Annotated in this window: 19 protein-coding genes; 17 read left to right on the top strand and 2 right to left on the bottom strand. The window is 59.8% G+C overall.

The annotated features are described in order from the left end of the window. Window positions 1-10 precede the first annotated feature (10 nt). The 3 genes from ASF70_RS23095 (at window position 11) to ASF70_RS23085 (ending at window position 3,529) form a co-directional block, all read left to right on the top strand. Window positions 11-1,021: a C-terminal binding protein gene (locus ASF70_RS23095; RefSeq protein WP_062583284.1), complete on the top strand. Its 1,011-nt coding sequence runs from the start codon at window positions 11-13 to the stop codon at window positions 1,019-1,021. After that, on the top strand, window positions 1,018-2,085 hold the full coding sequence (locus tag ASF70_RS23090) for an LLM class flavin-dependent oxidoreductase (RefSeq protein WP_062583283.1): 1,068 nt from the start codon (window positions 1,018-1,020) through the stop codon (window positions 2,083-2,085). The genes ASF70_RS23095 and ASF70_RS23090 overlap by 4 nt, the downstream gene beginning before the upstream one ends. 226 nt (window positions 2,086-2,311) lie before the next feature. Continuing rightward, window positions 2,312-3,529, top strand: coding sequence for an SfnB family sulfur acquisition oxidoreductase (locus ASF70_RS23085; RefSeq protein WP_062583280.1), 1,218 nt, complete (start codon window positions 2,312-2,314; stop codon window positions 3,527-3,529). Between the two features lie 12 nt (window positions 3,530-3,541). Here ASF70_RS23085 and ASF70_RS23080 read toward each other — a convergent pair whose 3' ends face one another. Further along, on the bottom strand, window positions 3,542-3,994 hold the full coding sequence (locus tag ASF70_RS23080) for an Rrf2 family transcriptional regulator (protein ID WP_062583278.1): 453 nt from the start codon (window positions 3,992-3,994) through the stop codon (window positions 3,542-3,544). A gap of 110 nt (window positions 3,995-4,104) precedes the next feature. Then, window positions 4,105-4,731 carry an alpha/beta fold hydrolase gene (locus ASF70_RS23075; RefSeq protein ID WP_082472055.1) on the bottom strand — a complete coding sequence of 209 codons (627 nt, stop codon included), beginning with the start codon at window positions 4,729-4,731 and terminating at the stop codon, window positions 4,105-4,107. 321 nt (window positions 4,732-5,052) lie between these two features. On the opposite strand from ASF70_RS23075, the gene ASF70_RS23070 reads away from it, so the two are divergent. The 14 genes from ASF70_RS23070 to ASF70_RS23010 all read left to right on the top strand — a co-directional run bounded on the left by ASF70_RS23070 (window position 5,053) and on the right by ASF70_RS23010 (window position 19,732). After that, on the top strand, window positions 5,053-5,241 hold the full coding sequence (locus tag ASF70_RS23070) for a hypothetical protein (protein WP_062583277.1): 189 nt from the start codon (window positions 5,053-5,055) through the stop codon (window positions 5,239-5,241). A 60-nt stretch (window positions 5,242-5,301) separates the two neighbouring features. Beyond that, window positions 5,302-5,478 carry a hypothetical protein gene (locus ASF70_RS24125; protein ID WP_156461925.1) on the top strand — a complete coding sequence of 59 codons (177 nt, stop codon included), beginning with the start codon at window positions 5,302-5,304 and terminating at the stop codon, window positions 5,476-5,478. 470 nt (window positions 5,479-5,948) lie between these two features. Continuing rightward, window positions 5,949-7,334, top strand: a complete 1,386-nt coding sequence (locus ASF70_RS23065; protein WP_062583275.1) for an FAD/NAD(P)-binding protein — start codon at window positions 5,949-5,951, stop codon at window positions 7,332-7,334. Window positions 7,335-7,643: 309 nt separating this feature from the next. Beyond that, complete coding sequence (locus ASF70_RS23060) at window positions 7,644-8,504, top strand: ABC transporter substrate-binding protein (protein ID WP_062583273.1); 861 nt, start codon at window positions 7,644-7,646, stop codon at window positions 8,502-8,504. After that, window positions 8,444-9,523, top strand: a complete 1,080-nt coding sequence (locus tag ASF70_RS23055; RefSeq protein WP_082472054.1) for an ABC transporter substrate-binding protein — start codon at window positions 8,444-8,446, stop codon at window positions 9,521-9,523. The genes ASF70_RS23060 and ASF70_RS23055 overlap by 61 nt, the downstream gene beginning before the upstream one ends. Next, window positions 9,507-10,286, top strand: coding sequence for an ABC transporter permease (locus ASF70_RS23050; RefSeq protein ID WP_200943582.1), 780 nt, complete (start codon window positions 9,507-9,509; stop codon window positions 10,284-10,286). Before ASF70_RS23055 ends, ASF70_RS23050 begins: the two co-directional genes overlap by 17 nt. Window positions 10,287-10,294: 8 nt before the next feature. Next, on the top strand, window positions 10,295-11,089 hold the full coding sequence (locus ASF70_RS23045; protein WP_062583269.1) for an ABC transporter ATP-binding protein: 795 nt from the start codon (window positions 10,295-10,297) through the stop codon (window positions 11,087-11,089). A gap of 237 nt (window positions 11,090-11,326) precedes the next feature. After that, window positions 11,327-12,349, top strand: a complete 1,023-nt coding sequence (locus ASF70_RS23040; RefSeq protein WP_062583267.1) for a 2-dehydropantoate 2-reductase N-terminal domain-containing protein — start codon at window positions 11,327-11,329, stop codon at window positions 12,347-12,349. 46 nt (window positions 12,350-12,395) lie between these two features. Continuing rightward, window positions 12,396-12,965, top strand: coding sequence for a TetR/AcrR family transcriptional regulator (locus tag ASF70_RS23035; RefSeq protein ID WP_062583265.1), 570 nt, complete (start codon window positions 12,396-12,398; stop codon window positions 12,963-12,965). Between the two features lie 11 nt (window positions 12,966-12,976). Next, a complete protein-coding gene (locus ASF70_RS23030) occupies window positions 12,977-13,579 on the top strand; it encodes a DsbA family protein (RefSeq protein ID WP_062583263.1) in 603 nt (200 codons plus the stop codon). A gap of 73 nt (window positions 13,580-13,652) precedes the next feature. After that, window positions 13,653-13,931, top strand: a complete 279-nt coding sequence (locus ASF70_RS23025; protein ID WP_062583261.1) for a hypothetical protein — start codon at window positions 13,653-13,655, stop codon at window positions 13,929-13,931. Continuing rightward, complete coding sequence (locus ASF70_RS23020; protein WP_062583259.1) at window positions 13,928-15,304, top strand: FAD-linked oxidase C-terminal domain-containing protein; 1,377 nt, start codon at window positions 13,928-13,930, stop codon at window positions 15,302-15,304. The genes ASF70_RS23025 and ASF70_RS23020 overlap by 4 nt, the downstream gene beginning before the upstream one ends. Before the next feature lie 44 nt (window positions 15,305-15,348). Further along, window positions 15,349-17,652 carry a molybdopterin-dependent oxidoreductase gene (locus tag ASF70_RS23015; protein ID WP_062583257.1) on the top strand — a complete coding sequence of 768 codons (2,304 nt, stop codon included), beginning with the start codon at window positions 15,349-15,351 and terminating at the stop codon, window positions 17,650-17,652. Window positions 17,653-18,082: 430 nt separating this feature from the next. Continuing rightward, window positions 18,083-19,732, top strand: coding sequence for an ABC transporter substrate-binding protein (locus tag ASF70_RS23010; RefSeq protein WP_062583255.1), 1,650 nt, complete (start codon window positions 18,083-18,085; stop codon window positions 19,730-19,732). Window positions 19,733-19,765 lie beyond the last annotated feature (33 nt).

The following is a 19,765-nucleotide window of genomic DNA, read 5'->3' as shown; positions in this document are numbered from 1 at the left end:
ATAAGCAGGAATGACGACTGGAAGGACCTACGTGGTCGGCATAACCGACCACATGATCGGCAAGCCCGACCTTGAAGCGGCAGTTCTTGGCGATGATGTCGAGATCGACTTTTTCGCGAGCACGGATGAGGCATCGTTTGCACCGGATCGGCTGGCACGGCTCGATGCGCTGATGGTATGGGGCGCCCGTCTTGGGGCGGCAAGCATTGCGCACCTCACCCGCTGCAAGGGCGTGGTGCGTTACGGCGTCGGCTACGAGAAGATCGATCTCGCAGCCCTTGGCCGGGCCGGCATCCCGTTTGCCAACAATCCCGACTACGGCACCGAAGAAGTCGCCGATCACGCGCTGGCCATGATCCTGTCCCTGCACCGGCGACTGTTCGAGCATGACGCCCGTGCTCGCGGATACACGTCCGGATGGCAAGTTCACAGTCTCAAACCTCTCTCACGCTCCAACAGGGCAACGGTGGGTGTCGTTGGCGTCGGCCGCATCGGTACGGCCGTCGTCAATCGGCTAAAACCGTTCGGCTTCCATATTCTCGGCTACGATCCGGGCCAGCCGCCCGGTCATGAAAAGGCCGTGGGCTATGAGCGCACGGACCGGCTCGAAGAGCTATTCGCGCGCTCCGACGTCGTTACGCTTCACTGCCCGGCCAACGGTGAGACGCGCGGCCTTCTGGGCGCCGAGGGCCTTGCCCAGCTGAAACCCGGCGCGATTGTCGTTAACACGGCACGCGGTGAATTAATCGACGATCTCGATGCTCTGGAGCACGCATTGAGGAGCGGGCATCTGGCAGCCGCCGCCATCGATACGCTGGTAACCGAGCCGCCGCAGGACCACAGCCTGCTGACGGCCTGGCGCGACCGGGAAGACTGGCTCGCCGGGCGATTGGTCATCACACCGCACAATGCCTTCTACTCGGACCATGCTGCGGTCGAAATGCGCACGAATGCGGCAAAAACCGTCAGAATACTGCTCGACGAGGGCAGACTTCGAAATCAGATCACGGAAACACCATGACGCATCCCTCCGACTTCCTCTGGTACATCCCAAACGACGTGAAAGCTGGCCATCGCGGGGACGCGGCGGGTCCAGATCACAACAGTCTGGATACCCTGACGGCGCAGGCAAAAGCGATGGAAGACCATGGCTGGAAAGGCGCGCTGATCGGTACAGGCTGGGGCCGGCCAGACACGTTCACGCTTGCGACAGCGCTCATTGCCCGGACCGAGACTTTCGAGCCGCTGATCGCGGTCCGGCCCGGATATTGGAAGCCCGCGAACTTTGCGGCGTCCTGCGCCACGCTCGACCAGTTGAGCGGCGGCCGCGTGCGCGTCAATGTCGTGTCCGGTCCCGATGCGCTCGCAGCCTATGGCGACCACGAAGGCGACCAGGCACAGCGCTACGCGCGGACGAAGGAGTTCATGCGGGTAACCCGCCGGCTCTGGACAGAGGAGGATGTGACATTCTCCGGGGATTATTTCGAGGTGACAGGCTCAACCGTTGCACCGAGGATCGACGTACGCGGAGAAAGACTTCATCCCAAACTCTATTTCGGAGGCGCATCGGAAGCGGCCGAGCGGGTCGCCGCGACAGAAGCCGATGTGCAGCTTTTCTGGGGGGAACCGCTGGACGGCGTGCGGCAGCGGATCGATCGGTTAAAATCACTTAGCACGGCGCTCGACCGTGATCTTCCTCCGCTGGAATTCGGCCTAAGGATCACCACGCTCGTTCGCGATACAACGGAACAGGCCTGGGCGGATGCGGAATCAAAGGTCGCGAAGATGGCACAGGGTACTGCCGGAAGCTGGCAGGACCATCGCCATGGCGTGGCCGTCGGTCAGCAACGGCTTCTGGACCTCGCGCGGCAAGGCGATGTGCTCGACGACAACCTCTACACGGCGCCGGCAAAGTTTGGAGGAGGCGGAGCAGCGACGACCTGGCTTGTCGGTTCTGCCGAAGACGTGGCGCGTTCCCTGCGCAAGTATGAAGCGCTGGGGGTCAGCTATTTTGTGCTGTCCGACACTCCCTACATGACGGAGTTGAAGCGGCAAGGCAGCCAATTGCTGCCGCTGCTTGCGTGACGGATTTCCGCGGTCGAACGAGGCATCGTGCATGCCTCTCCCCGCCTTCTGGTGGCGATTTGACGCAAGACGACGGTGGGCCATCACACCCGCGGTGCAAACTGCATTTTACCCCAGTCGAACGTTTGGCTGGAAAAATCTGCCGAAGCCGGGGCTTCTTTCGCAGCTTTGTCTCTTATGTTGGCGGCTACGCTGTGGCCCAATGGCATCTTTGGGAGATGCAGCTGTGAGCCGGGTTGTCCAATTGACGGGTAGGATCAAGCCTGTCGCCGCTTATCTGGCGACGGAAGACGAGGCGATAGCGTCCGCGAAACGCCTGGCGGCGCTGTTTGCCGAGGGTGCCAGCCTGCGCGATCAGGAACGCGTGCTGCCCCATCATGAGATGGAACAGGTGGCGCAGTCGGGTTTGCTCGGCATTACCGTGCCATCGGAATACGGCGGCACCGACATTTCCAATCCGTTTCTGGCCGAAGTCGTCGCACTTCTATCGGAAGCCGACAGCTCGATCGGGCAGATCCCGCAGAACCATTTCTATATCCTGGAAGTCTTACGTCTGGCCGGGACGCAAGAGCAGAAGCGCTATTTCTTCGGCCGCGCTCTTGCCGGCGAGCACTTCGCCAACGCGCTTGCGGAAGCCGGACCGCGGCAGGCGGGACAGATCGCGACACGGATCGTGGCCGACGGCGTCGGTTATCGCATCACCGGCACAAAATACTACGCAACAGGCGCTCTCTTTTGTGACTGGATTGCGATCTTTGCTCTCGACCCTCAGGACCGAACGGTGATGGCTCTGGTGCCGCGAGATGCCGACGGGGTGACCGTCATCGACGATTGGTCGGGGTTCGGGCAGCGCACGACCGCAAGTGGTACGGTGTTGATCGATAATATCTACGTCCCCGCTGACGCCGTCGTGCGCCACGACCAGGTATTCGAACGGCCGGCGACGCTCGGTTCACTCGGGCAGCTCCTGCATGCCGCCGTGGACCTCGGCATTGCGCGCGCGGCGTTCACGGATATGATCAAGTTCGTTCGCAACCGCTCGCGCGGACATTTTCAGCTGGGGATAGACAGGGCAACCGATGACCCTCTGACGATTGCCCGCGCCGGCGTAGTTGCCGTCAAGATCGAGGCGGCCGGTGCCATGTTGGAACGGGCCGGACGCAAGGTCGATATTGCTCAGGTCAGTCCTTCGGAACAGGCGGCCACGGAGGCGTCGCTGGCCGTTGCTTCAGCCAAGGCGCTGACGACGGAAGCGGCGATCGACGCATCGAATGCGCTGTTCGAACTCGCAGGCACATCGTCTACCGATGAGAAGCTCAACCTTGACCGCCACTGGCGCAACGCCCGCACCCATACGGTCCATGATCCGGTGCGATGGAAATATCATGCGATTGGCGATTTCCACCTCAACGACACGATGCCTGCGCCGAGCGGCATCTTTTAACTGAGGCTGTCGCTATTCCCGGCCGTCGGCGCTCTGTGCGCTCAGCGGCCCACGGCGTGCGACCATATCCTCCAGCGTCATCGTATCTAGAACGGCTGAGATGGCGTCGCGCACTTGCGTCATTGAATGGCGGATCTGACAGTCCTCGGGGAAATCACAATCGTCGCAAGCCTCGAACGCGGTTTTGCTGGCGCAACGGATCGGAGCAAGCGGGCCGTCCAGAATGCGCACGGCATGGCCGATGTAAATCTGGGATGCAGGCTTTGAAAGCGCATAGCCGCCACCCGGCCCCTTTTTTGAACGCAAGATGCCGCCCTTGCGCAGTTCCAGCAGGATCGCGTCCAGGAATTTCTTGGAGATATTGTTTTGCAGCGCGATTTCGCTGACGAAGGCGGTCTTCCCGGGCTCGAGCTGCGCCAAATGCACCAGCGCCTTCAGCCCGTACTTCCCCTTCTTTGTCAGCATCGAAAAAATCCAACAGTGGCAGGCAGGCAAACCATCTCACCTCAACAGGCCCGAGCGATACAGGAGCGAAGCCCAGGCTTCAACCAAAGTCCTGTCGGCGTGATGAATATCTAGTGATCCGCAGTTTCCGAAGGGCGCGAAAACTGTGCTGGTGGACGTACGCTATGAGCGTATGTCGTTGCAGACGGGGTTGGGCGTGAAGTTGCATCTTTGACCATCCTCGCGAAGAACCCATATCCTTCCGGCCACTGCCCGAAGCCGCTGGCAATATTGATGTGTCCGGCGAACCCGATCGTCGTCAGCGCGCTTCCCCAGCTGCCGACATGGCGTTCCAATTGCTCGACGCTCATATACGGGTCATCCAGGCTCCCGATCACGAGGCTGGGAAACGGGAGCTGGTCCAGCGGCTCGTCACCGAACCGAACCGTACAGGGGTGTAGTCTGTGCACCGCTGCCAGCGAACACGGTGCGACCAGCAATGCGCCTCTGATGCGCTCGGCCTGGCGACGGTGCGCATAGCTGGCAATAAGGAGGCAACCCAGGCTGTGTCCAACGAGAAAGGCGCCATCGGTGTTCGACAGCGCCTCATCGAGCCTTTCCTGCCAATCTCTGAGTACCGGACATGCCCAGTCATCCTGTTCGACGACCATGGCCCGGGGCTCCTCACGTCCCCAGTGCCTTTGCCAATGGTTCGGTGCCGAACCGTTCAACCCGGGAATGAGAAGCGTCGTGACCACTGAAGACCTCTTGGCGAGCTTTCCGTCTTTTCAAAGATAGGCAATCTTCATCGATCCGTCGGAGAAGACCCATCTAAAATCTACAGAAAAGATAGATTTCTTTGCCTCGCGGCGACCAGGTGCTGAAGGTATTATCGCGGTCAGACAATGGTGATGACGAGTTCAACGATGACCACATTCCTTCCTGCACAAATGCCGCCTGTTGGAACAGTCGCTTCGCTCCCGGATCTGCGTTGTTGTCTCGGTTTCATGTCTCGAATGCGCGGCAGATCTGAAGCAGGCGCTGACAAACTCAAGCGACAACGACCTGGAGTAAAAACCTTGGAAAAACAGGTTATCGAATTCGGCGGATTGCCCGTGGGCATTGCTGTTTCGGACGAAGGAGAACTGCGGTTCATCGCCGTGAAATTTCACGTCATCGACCTCGACGGAAGACGGTTCCCAAGCGTCGGTGAGTTGAAGCTCGCCATCCGCAACCATTTGAAGTCCGCGCAGCCCATCGCCGCCTAAAGGCGCAAGATTGCGCGTGATGGCCCTCCCGCTACTGGCCTCTCGTTACCGGAACGAACGATGAAACATGCGTTGAAGTTGTCTGTCTGCCCCATTGCCGGGCTTGGCATCGCCCTCCTGGCTTTGGGTCTCGTGTCCTGCAGCATGAGCACCGTCATCCCCGAATGGCTGGGAGCCGCAAGCCTCGCTTGCGGGACGGTTTGCCTCGTGTTCTTCATGGGTCGCCACGCGCATTAGAGGACGTCTACACGCTTGCCGACGGACATTGGCTGCCGAGCAGCTCTCTATGCGAGCTGATTTCACCACGGGTGAAACAGAAGGTAAGTTATATCAATTGCCGCTGATTGCAGAATACCATTTCAAATAAGGCTTTCCGTCCCCAGCATTGCACGGCTCGGCACCATGATTGCTGGAATAAAATTCTAACCACAGTCTATTTGCGCAGATCAGCCGGAGCTTCACACAAAGTCCTTCCGCATCCTAGACGGCCACCGTGTACCGGATCGCAACCGATAGCGATCCGACCTCAGGCATGACGAGCATTCTTAGTACGCCCGCCGCCTGCCATTGACGCCCGACCGCAAAAGACTTTACATCACCTCAATCTCTATCGAGTTGATAGAGATTGAGGTGATGACTGAGATTGACTTGCTGGCGGCTCGGGCACCTCAGACAGAGCGCCCCCGCAACGGCTAAGGAGAACGTCCTTGACCTACGATGTCGCCATTGTTGGCGCCGGTTTCTCGGCGATCGCACTGACAATCAATCTTCTTGATATCCTGCCACCAGAGGCGACTATTGCCGTCATCGGAGACGATCCGGGGTTCGGACGGGGCACGGCTTACCGGACAGAATTCTATCTCCACCGCCTCAACGTGCCTGCTGCGCGCATGAGTATCTTCCCCGACCAGCCTGACGACTTCACCGACTGGCTCACGTCGCGGGGTAAAGCCGTAAGTCCCGACACGTTTGCGTCTCGCGGTGACTTTGGTCTCTACCTGCGTGACAGGCTCGCCTCCCGGCTTCGAGCGCGGGAGCATCGCGCACGTCTTGATTTCGTTCGGGCGAAAGCCGTGAGCTGCAACGATGGGCAGGGAGACGGAATCTCATTCGTTCTCGACACGGGTGGAAGCCTGCGGGCCCGAACCGTTGTCCTTGCGCTCGGCGTGGGAAGCGCAGGATTGCCGGTCGCGTCAGACCGGGTTTCCGCGGCTGCCCGCGGGCGAATTATCAAAAATCCATGGACCATGGGCTGGCTTTCGCACGTCGGGCGAAACGACGAGATCTGCGTGCTGGGCTCAGGCCTGACGATGATCGACCAAGTGCTGTCGCTTCGCGCCAGAGGGCATCGCGGGCCGATCCGCGCGCTTTCGCGTCGCGGCCTCGTGCCGATGCCGCATCTTGATCGCCGAAGCGAGCCCGTGGCGGTCGATCTTCCGGACGGAGCCGAGCTTAGCCAGGTGCTGCATGCACTTCGCCGGTCCGCTGACGATGTTGCGGATTGGCGGTCCGTCATCGACGGATTGCGCCCGAAGACCCAGGCACTCTGGCAGGGGCTAACCATGGCGCAGCGATCGCGGTTCATGCGTCATGCGCTGGCCTGGTGGAATATTCACCGTCACCGTATCGCTCCGGATGTGCACCGGGAGTTCCAAGACCTAGTGGCGGACGGCACAGTGAAAGTTGAGGCGGGCTTTCTCTCCGGCATCCATGACGACGGGGACGGCGTTCGAGTCGAGTACCGGCCAAGAGGCAGCCAGAACGCCACGACCTTTATCGCAGATCTGGTGGTGAACTGTACGGGAATGGAAAAGGCCGGAATCCGACATTCGCCACTTCTTAGGACGATGTGCGACCTCGGGCTGATCCGCATCGACGAACTGGGCCTCGGGATTGTCGTCGACAAGACGTCGCGTGTCCTCGGTGATACGCAGTTGCAGAACGCAGGACTGTTTGCTGTCGGGGCCCTGACTGCAGGCCAGTTCTGGGAAATCACGGCGGTTCCAGACATCCGTGTCCAGGCCATACGGATTGCAGAGGCAATTTCCGCAGAGCTTCACGTCGCCGAAGGACGCGCGACGCGCCGAGCATAATCCAACCGATCTTGGTGCCTGTTTCTTGTTCGGCACGGATAGCTAGCTGAACTATTGAATCCGGCGCATACGGAGCCTGAGCCGAGCCAGAAGAGCGTGACCAGCAGCAAAGACCGCATAGGCCTTGAATACTGCAACCAGTCCTTCTCCAAATCAATCGTTAAGGCAAACGTCGTCAGGGTGCCCCGATATCCGTCCCGTTCGAACGCAGAAAAGAAAACCCGAAACCTAAAGGTTATTAGTCTATTATGCCTATAGATTATAAGGCTTAATGGATACGGTTTCCTCATCATTTGATAGGAGACAAAGATGTCGGACACATCGCCCTACCGCTTTACGATATCCCCGAACGGCCCGGTCTTCGACCTTCCGATCTACGTGGCTCTGGAAGAGGGAATCTTTGAGAAAAATGGCCTCGCGGTTGAATTTGCGACAAAATACGATCCTCAGAGCTCTTCGCAGGACCCGTTCAAACGGCAGAAGGAAGCGCTGTACGAGGCAGGCGCGGCGTCTGCTTACAATCTTTGCGAATGGGCAGGGCTCGACCGCTCAGAGAAGAGCGCGCGCGGCAGCCAGGTGTTCGGCCTTAGGCCCGCAGTCGCAGCACAGGCGATCATCACTTTCGATGATGAGATCCAGGAGCCGCGCGATCTGGAAAACGTCGCTGTCGGCATCAATGAATTGACCGGCTCGCATTATACGACTCTTCAGCTTCTCGAAGGAGCGATCCCAAGAGACTCGATCGTCGTCCAGCATGCGGGCCCGCCACATGAGCGCTACCAGTCCCTGAAGGATGGAAAGCTCAAGGCGATCGCCATCATGGAGCCTTTCATCAGCCTTGCCCTGAAGGAAGGCGCGCACATCGTGGCCGTCAATTTCTATCGAGGGTCAGAGGTGATCTCGCCGGACGTCCCGGCTGACAAGCGTGCGGCCTACGTCGCGTCGGTCAACGAGGCCGCAGATCTGATCAAAGCTGATTTCGATCGTTACAAGCACCATGTCGTTGCCGAGCTGAACGGTCGACTTGCGCCTGAAGAACTGGCGTCGCACTTCGTCCACTATGTCCATTCCAGGCCGCTGGATCAGAAGCGCTTCGACTACACCTATGAATGGATGAAGACCTGGAACCTGACCGAGGGGACCAGCGAATACAAGCGGCTCGTCGCCTGATGACCAGCCCGGGAGCGTACACGATCGGCGGCCCCCTCGCAGGCCGTCGACAGGTTCTGGCCGGTCTTGCCGCCTCAATCTTTGTCCTGCCGTTCTCGCCGCATCCTTCTGGTGCGACCACCGAACGGTTGCCGGTCCGGATGAGCAAGGCCGGCCCCGGCACCGCCGGGACAGTGCAGGACGACATGCTCCAAAAGTTTCCGGAACTGGATCCGGGTCTGGACATCGAATGGATTGATGGCTCGCCGGGTCAGTTTCAAATGCTGCTTTTAAGCGGCGCGCTCGACTGTGGTCCCTTCGGTGCGCTCGGTATCGCCGAGGCCGCACAGAAGGGCGCGGAGTTGGTCATTTTCGGCTCGCGTCTCAACAACCACGGCTCATGGATCGTGAAAGAGGATAGCCCCTACCAGCACCCCGCCGATCTCAAGGGCAAGCGGATCGCCACGCAACTGCCTACCAGTGACACCTATCGTCACGCCCGGATGGCCGCGGCCCTCCATAAACTCGATCTCGAGAACGATTTCCAGGTTTCGTTTGGCCCATCTGTTTCAAATGTCGCGCTGTTCAACAGAGGCGACGTCGACGCGGTGATCGCGATCGAGCCCGTCTCGACCCAGTTGATCGCGCAGGGGCATCGGGAGATCGCAAGGGTCGCGGATCAGTGGCGAGACGCGACCGGGAGCAACGCGCCTCTGTCGCTCGTAGGGGTGTCGGCCACGGCCAAATGGGTCGATGAGAACACCGAAACAGCACGACGGGTTGCGCAAATGACGCTCGCCGTAAACCGTCGCTTCTCGACCGAGCCATCCCTAATACGGGATCCCGACATTCAGAGGGGAATGGGCATCAAGAACCCCAGCGAAGAGCTTCTGGCACTGCTCGAAGAGCGATTGCCGAGAGTCTATGCAACGGAATGGAACGAGGCGGTCATCAATGACTTCAATCGACAGCTTGACGTCGCAATCGACCTCAAGATCATCAAGAGCAGACCAAAATACACCTTTGCCGAGACGATTTGACTGGGCGGCACTCTCCGGCCTGGTGCTACCACTGAGCTTCCTGCTGCTGTTGGCAGGGGGCTGGGAAGTCATGGCGCGCAAACTGGAAAATCCCCTGGTCCCGGGGGTGGAGGAGGTGTTTACCGAACTTGTCGACATCATCACCAGCGGCGTGTTCTTCAGCCATATGTTCATCACCCTGGGCCGTGTGGCGCTCGGGTTCTTGCTGGCCTTCATCGTGTCTCTGGCGCTCGGCATCGTGACGGGACGCAATAGATACGCCCGGCAGTTCTTCGAACCCGCGATCCTAATCGGACTGACGGTTCCTGGCCTTGTCTGGGCGCTGCTCTGCGTCATCTGGTTCGGGATCTCGCTCACCACATCCACGCTCGCCGTCGCGCTGAGCCTAACGCCGCCGCTCGCCCTCAGCATCGCCCAAGGGATCAAGACGGTGAATGCCGATCTCCAGGAAATCACCGCCGTCTACAGGCTGTCGACCTGGTCGCGTCTGCGGTTCCTGTTCCTGCCCACGCTGATCCCCTTCCTGCTGAACGGCATCCGGATCGGGCTTTCGATGGGATGGAAGGTAATCGTGCTGGTGGAGATTTTCGGGCTCTCCAGTGGTGTCGGCTATCGTTTGAATGCGGAATACAGCTCAATGAACGTGGCAGGCGTCCTTGCCTGGACCCTTGGCTTTGCCGGGGTGATGGCGGTTCTCGAATACGGCGTGATCGGCGGCATCGAACGATACCTGACCCGTTGGCGTCGTGTGGCAACGGTTTAGGAGAGCAAATGGACCACTTGAGCATCCGGACGACGCCAGCAACCGACCTCGAGCGACAAACCCTGCACGTGCGTGGCGTCTCTAAGACCTATGCGTCCAAAGGCGGATCGATCGAGGCCCTGCGGAATGTGACGCTCAACGTCGGCAGCGGCGAGATCGTCGGAATTGTCGGCCGGAGCGGCTGCGGAAAGTCGACGCTGCTGAGACTGATCGCCGGCCTGGACAGGGAGTTTGCTGGGCGCATATCGCTGGATGGCAGCGACATCACCGGCCCGGGCACGGAGCGTGGGGTGGTCTTTCAGGAACCGCGCCTGTTCCCCTGGCTCACCATCGAACAGAATGTGGCGATCTCGGTTCACGAAGTCGACATGCCGAAGAGCGCAAAACAGGAGCGCGTCAAAGCGAACCTCGCTCTTGTCGGGCTGACCGGCTTTGAAGAGCGCTTTCCTCACGAAATATCCGGAGGGATGGCGCAGCGCGCCGCTGTTGCCCGCGCGCTGACCTCACAGCCGTCTCTGCTCTTGCTTGACGAGCCCTTCGCCGCCCTGGACGCCCTGACCAAGATGCAGATGCAGGACGAACTGATCGGTATATGGCAGCATCGCCGGATCTCGATCGTCCTCATAACCCACGATATCGAAGAGGCGATCCACCTCTGTGACCGGATCATCGTGATGTCGCCGAGACCGGGCGAGATCAAGTCGGTGACCGAGGTCAGTCTCCCTAGACCAAGGACGCGCACCGGTGCTGCAGCGTCGGCGCTTCGGGAGCGACTGATGGCCGACTTGGGGCTTATAAATTGAGCGGAGAGACACTGACCTCAGACCGCAACACCGCCCTGGTTTTCGGGAATTGTACCTGCCACGGGCCCTTCCAGCCGTCCTGTAAGGCGCCGCTCAACCTGAAAGCAACGACACTCGTCGTTGTCGATCACAAGATACCGGAAAGGCAGCAGCGGGGCAGTTTTCACTACAACTATCATCACGAAATTCTCAGGAAAATCCTGGGCGTCTGACGCGGGAAAGGGAAACGAAAGCGCGATGACACGTTATGTTATAATTGGCGCCGGTGCCGTCGGCGCAAGTCTTGCCGCACAATTTGAACTTTCAGGGATTCCGTACGGTTTGGTCGGCCGTGGCGCACAGATCGAACATCTTAAGGAACATGGCCTCAGCTACCAGCGCCCGTCAGGTATACGGCAGATCAAGCTGAATGTGTTTGATCTATCCGAGCCGCCGGCATTGACGACCGACGACATTCTGCTTTTGACCGTGAAGAGCCAGGATGCGGCGGATGCGCTGGCCTTCTGGTCCTGGCGGGACGTATCGGACACGACCGCTGCAACGACGCTTCCCGTTGTCACCTTCCAGAATGGCTTGGCGACGGAAGCAGCGGCGCTTAGAACCTTTGCCAATGTCTATGGCGCAAGTATCCTGACGCCGGCACGTTTCACCGAAATCGGCAATGTCGTGGTCGGCGGCGATCCCCAAGTTGGTGTGGTGACGGTCGGGCGCTTCCCGTTCGGGCGGGACGAGACCAGCAACAGGATCGCAGTCGATCTGACCGAAGCCGGCTATCTTGCCGAGCCAAGCGCGGACATTCGACGATGGAAATCGGCAAAGCTTCTTCATAACGTGCGCAACGCACTTGAGCTTTTCGACGGCCCGGACGATCTCAGGAGCGAGGTCGGTGAGGCCTTGGTGGACGAGGCCCGGCGTGCGCTGGTTGCTGCAGGCTACAAGCTCGCCTCGCCTTCGGAACGGACTGTTGATATTTCGAGCTGGCGGATCGCACAGAACAGCGGCATCAATCCTGGCCAGCAGTCGACCTGGCAAAGCTTTACGCGCGGAGCCTCCAGCGAGGTCGACTTTCTGAACGGCGAAATCGTGGTGCTAGGCCGTCTCCATGGCATTTCCACGCCCTACAACGAAGCCGTCCAACTGCTGGCTGGAAAATTGGCGCAGCAGCGGAGCTTTTCGAACCGACTTGCACTTGACGATATCCTGTCACTGGTCGACAACCGCAAGCAAGGAAGACAGACCGGTCTTACTTCGGCGCCTTGACTGTGCGGCTGCCCACCTGACGAAACCATTATTCCGAAGCGATACAATGAAAGAAGCTATATCGGACCAGATCCTCAATGCCGCCGGCACGCTTTTCTACCGCGAAGGCATCAGGGCGGTGGGCATAGATCGGATCATCGAAGAAGCCGATGTCGCCAAGGCAACCCTTTATCGGCACTTCCCGTCCAAGGATCATCTGGTCGCGGCCTATCTCAAAGCGCGTCACGAGCGAGTAATCCGTGCGCTGCAGGATGTCGTGGACGCGAAGATCGAGCCTCGTGCTCAGATAAAACTGATATTCGATCGTCTATATGAGAAAGCCGACAGCCCCGATTTTCGAGGCTGTGCATTCGCCCTTGCGGTCGCCGAACATGGTGAATCCGAGCGCGTCGTGTCCGTCGCCCGCACCCACAAGGCGATGGTAAGAGACTTATTCGCGGCCATCATGGCGCGGGCGGCCGACCGGCCTGATCAGGCGGCGGCACATCTCTCACTGCTCTACGAAGGCTCGCTTGCAACTGTCGCGGTCGGGCGCGATCCAAGTGCTGTTCTCATTGCGCGTGACTGCGCGCTGTCCGTCTTCGATTCCGCCACACTTCTCGAAAAAGCCTCCTGAAAGCGCAGATCATGACCAAATCCATCGACTATTTCTTCAGCGTCGGCTCGCCATGGGACTTTATCGGCCTGGAAACCTTCGCGACTCTAGCAAGCGATCATGGTGCAACAATCCGGCCCTATGTCATTCCCCTGATCGAAGACAATGGTGGCATCTATTCGCGCAACCGCCCGGAAGCGCGCCGCACCTACTGGACCACGGATCTGAAGCGTTGGGCGGCCTTGAGAGGTAAGGTCTTGAATTTCGACAACCGCGCAGAGCTTTCCGATCCGACACCGGCCGGACTGATGATCATGGCCGCGATCGAGCAGAGCCAGGACTGGCTGACGCTGGCGGCAGCGCTCCAGGAGGCTTTCTGGGCACGTGGAGATGATATCGGCAAAGCCGAAGTACGCCGGGGGATCGCGAATGCTGTTGGCTTCGACGGCGCGGCGCTCGATGAACGCGGCCAAAGCGACGCCGTGCAGGCTGTTCGGACATCCAGCTACGAGACCGCCAAGGCCGCCGGCGTGTTCGGCGTCCCGACCTACCGCTACGAAGACGAACTGTACTGGGGGCAGGACAGCCTATCGTTCTTGGCACGTCATCTAAAAGGAGAAAAACTAGTCGCCTGATTCTTATCCGAGAAAGTACGCGCCGCGCCCGGTGAGGCGTCCAGCCTCGTCAGACAAACCGTTGGAGTTCAAAATGTCCCTATCCCTGCCCGGTTCTCTTGTTCCCACGGAATGGCTCGCGTCACATCTCGATGATCCGACCCTTGTCAGCCTCGACGACCCGTTCAAGCTGCTGGGCGTCAGGACCGTCGCTGCCGAAGTCTTTGCCGCCAGGCGCATCACCAACGCTCGTTTCTTCGATATCGACGCCACCGCCGAGCTCGTCATCACGAACGACAACATCGTCGTGGCCTACAACATGCATGGCCTGAAGTCGGGCGACACGCCGGTCGAAACGGGAGGTCGCACATGACTGCGCTGCCGGCATCCCTTTCCCAGACGCGGAGCGCGCGTTTTTTGGATCGCTACTCCATTGCGCAGGCAATGCGTGAGCAGCACGGCCGGGGTGAGTCGCATCATACGACGGCGATCCCGGATGCGGTCATCTTCGCAGAGACAACGGAAGAAGTGTCAGAGATCGTGCGGCTCTGCGCCGAAAATGGCGTGCCCGTCATCGCGTTCGGCGCCGGCACGTCGCTCGAAGGCCATCTGACAGCAGTGCGCGGCGGCGTATCGATCGATCTTTCGCGCATGTCGAACATCAAACGTATCAGCGCCGAGGACCTTGATTGCACGGTCGAGGCGGGGGTCACCCGCGAGCAGTTAAACACCCATCTGCGGGACATGGGCCTGTTCTTCCCGATCGACCCAGGTGCCAACGCTTCGCTCGGCGGCATGGCAGCCACGCGCGCATCGGGCACCAATGCCGTGCGCTACGGCACGATGCGCGAGAATGTGCTAGGCTTGACGCTCGTGCTGCCGACCGGGCAGATCATCCGCACCGGTGGACGGGCGCGCAAATCGTCGGCCGGTTACGACCTGACGCGGCTCTTTGTCGGTTCAGAGGGCACTCTCGGCATCATCACCGAAGTGACGCTGCGCTTATATGGCATTCCGGAAACCATCTCCGCCGCGCTCTGCTCGTTTCAAAGCGTCGAACAGGCTGTCGCCGCCGCGATCCAGGTGGTTCAGCTCGGCATACCAGTCGCGCGAATGGAGCTGATGGACCGCGGTCTGATCCAGGCCATCAATAGCTATTCCAACATGACACTGAAGATCGAGGACACCCTCGCATTCGAGTTTCATGGCTCCCCGGCCGGAGTGCAGGAACAGGTCGAAATGGTCGCCGCCCTCGTAGAGGAAAACGGCGGACGGGATTTCGAATGGGCGAACGCACCGGAGGACCGCAACCGGCTGTGGAAAGCGCGGCACAACGCTTTTTACGCTGTTGTGTCCCAGCGAGAGAACGCGAAAGGCTGGTCGTCGGACGTCTGCGTGCCTGTTTCGCAGCTGAGCGGCTGCATCCTGAGGACCCGCGAATTGCTCGCAGGCTGCAGCGTACCGGCTGCCATTCTCGGCCATGTCGGCGATGGCAACTATCACGTCGTCTTCGCCGTCGATCCGGCGAACCATGCCGAACTCGACGAAGTCGCTGCAATCAACAAGGCGATGGTGCGATATGCCATTTCGGTCGGCGGCACATCGACGGGCGAGCATGGTGTTGGCACAGGCAAGATTGCCTACCTGCGGGAAGAACACGGCGATGCAGTGGATCTGATGGTGGCAATCAAGAACGCGATCGATCCGACGGGTATTATGAACCCTGGCAAGGTCCTGCCCGGCTGAACCTCGATTTTCGAAGAACGCACTGAATACCGGAGTAGCCAACCATGAACTCGTTCAAGCCTCACAGCTCCCACTGGGGTGCATTTTCCGGGCGATACGAAGACGGCAGGCTTGAGATCCGGCCGCACCCAGGAGATCCGAGCCCGTCGCCGCTTCTAGGCAATATAGCAGCGATCGCCGACAGCCCTGCCCGCATCAGGCGCCCGGCCATCCGACGCGGCTGGCTTGAAGGCACCCCTGGCAACGCTCTGAAGCGCGGAATAGACGATTACGTGGAAGTGAGCTGGCCTGAAGCGCTGGCGCATGTCTCCGAAGAGCTTCGTCGCGTCTATGGCAGTTTCGGTCCGGGATCAGTGTTTGGCGGCTCATATGGCTGGTCGAGTGCGGGACGCTTCCATCATGCGCAAAGCCAGATCCACCGTTTTCTGAACGTGTTGGGAGGCTACGTGCGTTCGGTCAACACCTACAGTTCCGGCGCTGCATCGGTCATCATCCCACATGTGCTGGGGCCGTATGACACATTCGACCGCAAGAGCGTAACCTGGGACGCCATCGAACGTAGCACCGAGCTGGTTTTGGCCTTCGGCGGTATGGCGATCAAGAATGCCGACGTTCATGGTGGCGGCATAAGCAGGCATGTCGTCCGACAGAAGCTCGGCGGAGCCAAGGCACGCGGGGCACGCTTCGTCTCGATCAGCCCGCTAAAGGACGACTTTTCGGAGGAGTTGAACGCCAATTGGCTACCGATCATCCCGGGCACCGATGTCGCGCTGATGCTCGGCCTTGCCCATGTCCTTGTCTCGGGAGAGCTACACGACCGCGCTTTCCTCGATGGCTACACTGTTGGCTACCCGCGTTTCGAGGATTATCTTCTCGGTCGTGACGATGGACAGGCGAAAAGTCCGGAATGGGCGGCCGGCATCTGCGGCATCGATGTCGATGTCATTCGCGAAGTCGCCCGCACGATGGCACGATCCAGAACACTGATCACCGTCAGCCACTCCTTGCAGCGTGCGGACTACGGTGAGCAGCCGGTCTGGATGGGGATCGTGCTTGCCGCCATGCTCGGGCAGATGGGCCTGGATGGCGGCGGCTATTCCTATTCGCTCGGAGCGCTCGGCAACATCGGCAAGAGCCAGCTTGCCGTTCCACTGCCGACGCTGAACCAGTTCAACAATCCGGTGACGGATTATATTCCCGTCGCCCGCGTCGCCGACATGCTGCTCAATCCAGGTGCCGGCTTCCAGTATAACGGAAAGAACCTGCACTATCCAAACATCCGCCTCGTCTACTGGGCGGGTGGCAATCCGTTTCATCACCACCAGGACCTCAACAGGCTGCGAGCCGCCTTCCGGCAACCGGAGACGATCATCGTCCACGAGACAGCCTGGACATCGACAGCCCGTCATGCCGACATCGTTTTGCCCGCGACCACGACACTTGAACGTAACGATATCGGTGCGGCAGACCGCGACGACCTGATGATCGCGATGAAGAAGCTGATCGAGCCAGTCGGCGAGGCGCGCGACGATTACGATATCTTCGCCGGGATCGCGCGGCACCTCGGCAAGTTCGATGTCTTCACCGAAAACCGGACCAGTGAGGAATGGCTCGTCCACCTGTTTGAGACAACCCGGCAGGCGCTTGCCGCAGGTGGCCATCAGGCCCCTGCCTTTGAAACATTCTGGGCGCAGGGCGAAGTGCGCCTGCCCCTTAGGCCCGACGAGGGTGGGCCCGCCCATGCGTTCCGCCAGGATTCCGACGCCTCTCCGCTGCAGACGCCGTCGGGCAAAATCGAGATCTTTTCCCAGTCCATCGCGGAATTCGGTTACGACGATTGCCAAGGCCATCCCCGCTGGTACCCTGCCCGCGCCCAAGCTGATCACAGCTACCCTATCCACCTCATCTGCAACCAGCCGCGTCAGCGCCTTCACAGCCAACTAGACTACGGCGACTTCAGCCGTTCAAACAAGATAGAAAGCCGCGAGCCGGTGCGCATCAATCCGAAAGACGCGCAGGTACGCGGTATCGCGGACGGCGATATTGTCCGCCTGTTCAATAACCGCGGCAGTTGCCTCGCCGGAGCCGTGTTGAGTGAAGACGTGCGCGTGGGTGTGATGCAGCTTGCCACCGGCGCGTGGTTCGAACCGCACAATAGTACGGCAGAACACGCCATGTGCATTCACGGCAACCCCAACATCCTCACTCGCGACATCGGAACTTCGAAGCTGGCCCAGGGCTGCACCGGACAGATCACCAAGGTGGAGGTCGAGCGGTTTGCCGGCGAGCTGTCGCCTGTGCGGATCTTCGACGGGATGACGTTCGTGCAGGCGGCTATCAAAAGCTAGGCCTGACGGCAAAGCTTCGCCCCATTGGGGCAGACGCAGCTGTGCGCTCACAGGCACTCTGAAAAGCTCTTTTCTTCGAGCGCACAAACGGCGGCAAATTAATCCATTAATTCGATAGAAAAAGAATAACCAGTCTTTCTCATCCCACCCTTCCTGCTAGGCTACTGACATCATCTTCCGCCAAATCCAAAAGGGCCGCGCCATGATCACGATATGTACCGCCAAGCGCGCTCCTCGCTTGAGACAGCACTCAGGGCCTGTCGGATAGCGGCGACGCCGCAGCATTCATTCTAAACCTCGGTCAGACATCCGGTCGCTCGTCATCAACCGCAGCGACGGCCGCTGGACGCGTATGCGTCATAGAGAGCTGCGCCCGGCCGCAATCCGAACCGCGAACCAAGCAACATCCCAAATCATCAGGACCTACTCAATGACCCAACGCCCTCCATTCCTATCCATATCTCGCCGTCGGCTTATTGTTGGCGCGTCCGTCGCCGCCACGCTACTTGCGACGACCATAGGGTTCGGCCCCGCGCTTGCGACTGAAAGTCCGCGCGAGGGTGGCGACATCACTTTCCTGATTGACTCGCTTGGAGACACCTGGATCCCGAACAACAGCGCCATTTCCAGCTTCCAGGGTCACATCTGGGGCCACGTCACCGACAAGCTTGTCTATGTAGACGCCGAAGGCAAGGTAAGCCCGTGGTTGGTCGAGCGCTGGGAACAGAATGAAAAAGCGACCGAATTCACGCTCCATCTCAAGAAGGGGGTGAGCTTCTCCGATGGCGAACCGCTCGACGCTAAAGCCGTCGTTGCCAATCTCGACATCTGGTATGCCGGCCGCAAGAGCGAAGGCATCAATCCGATCGGGCTTTTCCCCAAGACCTATGATCACGCTGAAGCGGTCGATGCCTCGACGGTCAAGGTCATCTTCAAGAAACCGACCCTCGGTTTCATCCCCACTCTCGGCTATCACGGCTCGATTTTGGTTTCGCCCAAGAGCATTGCCCAGCCGGCCTCTGCGCAGGCCGATCTCAGCAAGACCGCCGGCAGCGGGCCCTATGTGGTCCAGAGCTGGAAGGAGGGTGACCAAGTGACGCTAGTCAAGCGGAAGGACTACAACTGGGGTCCGGCAGCGGTCGGCCACACCGGCCCGGCCTTCCTCGACACGATCACCTACAAGCTGGTCTCGGAACCGTCGCTGCGGGTCGCCTCGGTGCAGTCCGGACAGGCTGACGTTGCCTACAATGCATCACCCCAGGAGCTAAAATCCCTCAAGGAAGAAGGCTTTACCGTCGCGACTCCCCGCTACCTCGGCTTTGTCAACGGCTGGGCGGTCAACACCAGACTTCCACCTTACGATGATGTAAAGGTGCGCCAGGCATTGCAGGCTGGCATCAATCGCCAGGAAATCATCGATACGGTCTATACGCCGGACTGGCACCTCGCCACGTCCTTCATCCAGAGCAACGTGCCCGGCGCGACGGACCAGAGCGCTCTCCTGACCTACGATCCAGCGAAGGCCGAGAAACTGCTCGATGAGGCCGGCTGGGTTAAAGGCCCGGACGGCACGCGCAGCAAGGACGGCAAGCCGCTTTCCCTGACGATCCACTCCAATCCATACCTTGCAACCTCGAAATCGGTGGACGAGTTGATTTCCCAGCAGCTCGGAAAGCTCGGCTGGAAGGTCGTCATTCGCGCCTATGACGTCGTGACCTACGGCGAAAAGGTCAAGTTCGGCGGTGCGGCAGTACCTGCCTACGAGGTGACCCGTAGCTTCATCGATGCGGGAACGGTAGCCAGCATTCTCACCAACGCCAACAACGGAGAGAACTGGTTTGCTCTCGACGACCGCGACACAAACATCAACGACCTGCGCGACAAGATTGCAGGGGCCGGTTCGATCGAAGAACGGAACCCGCTGCTCGGCGATCTTCAAAACTATGTCCTGGACCAAGGTTATTTCATCCCGCGCACGCAGATCGTCCAACGCATCTACGTTCAGTCGCCGACGCTGAGAGGCGAGACCTATAACGGGGTCGCCTATGCCAGCTACTACACAGCCTTCATCGCCGATTGACGCGTGTCCAGATTAACATGGAGAGAGGTGCCG

The organism is Rhizobium sp. Leaf321 (genome assembly GCF_001423215.1).
Lineage (GTDB): Bacteria > Pseudomonadota > Alphaproteobacteria > Rhizobiales > Rhizobiaceae > Neorhizobium > Neorhizobium soli.
This window is presented reverse-complemented; position numbering and strand designations above follow the sequence as displayed.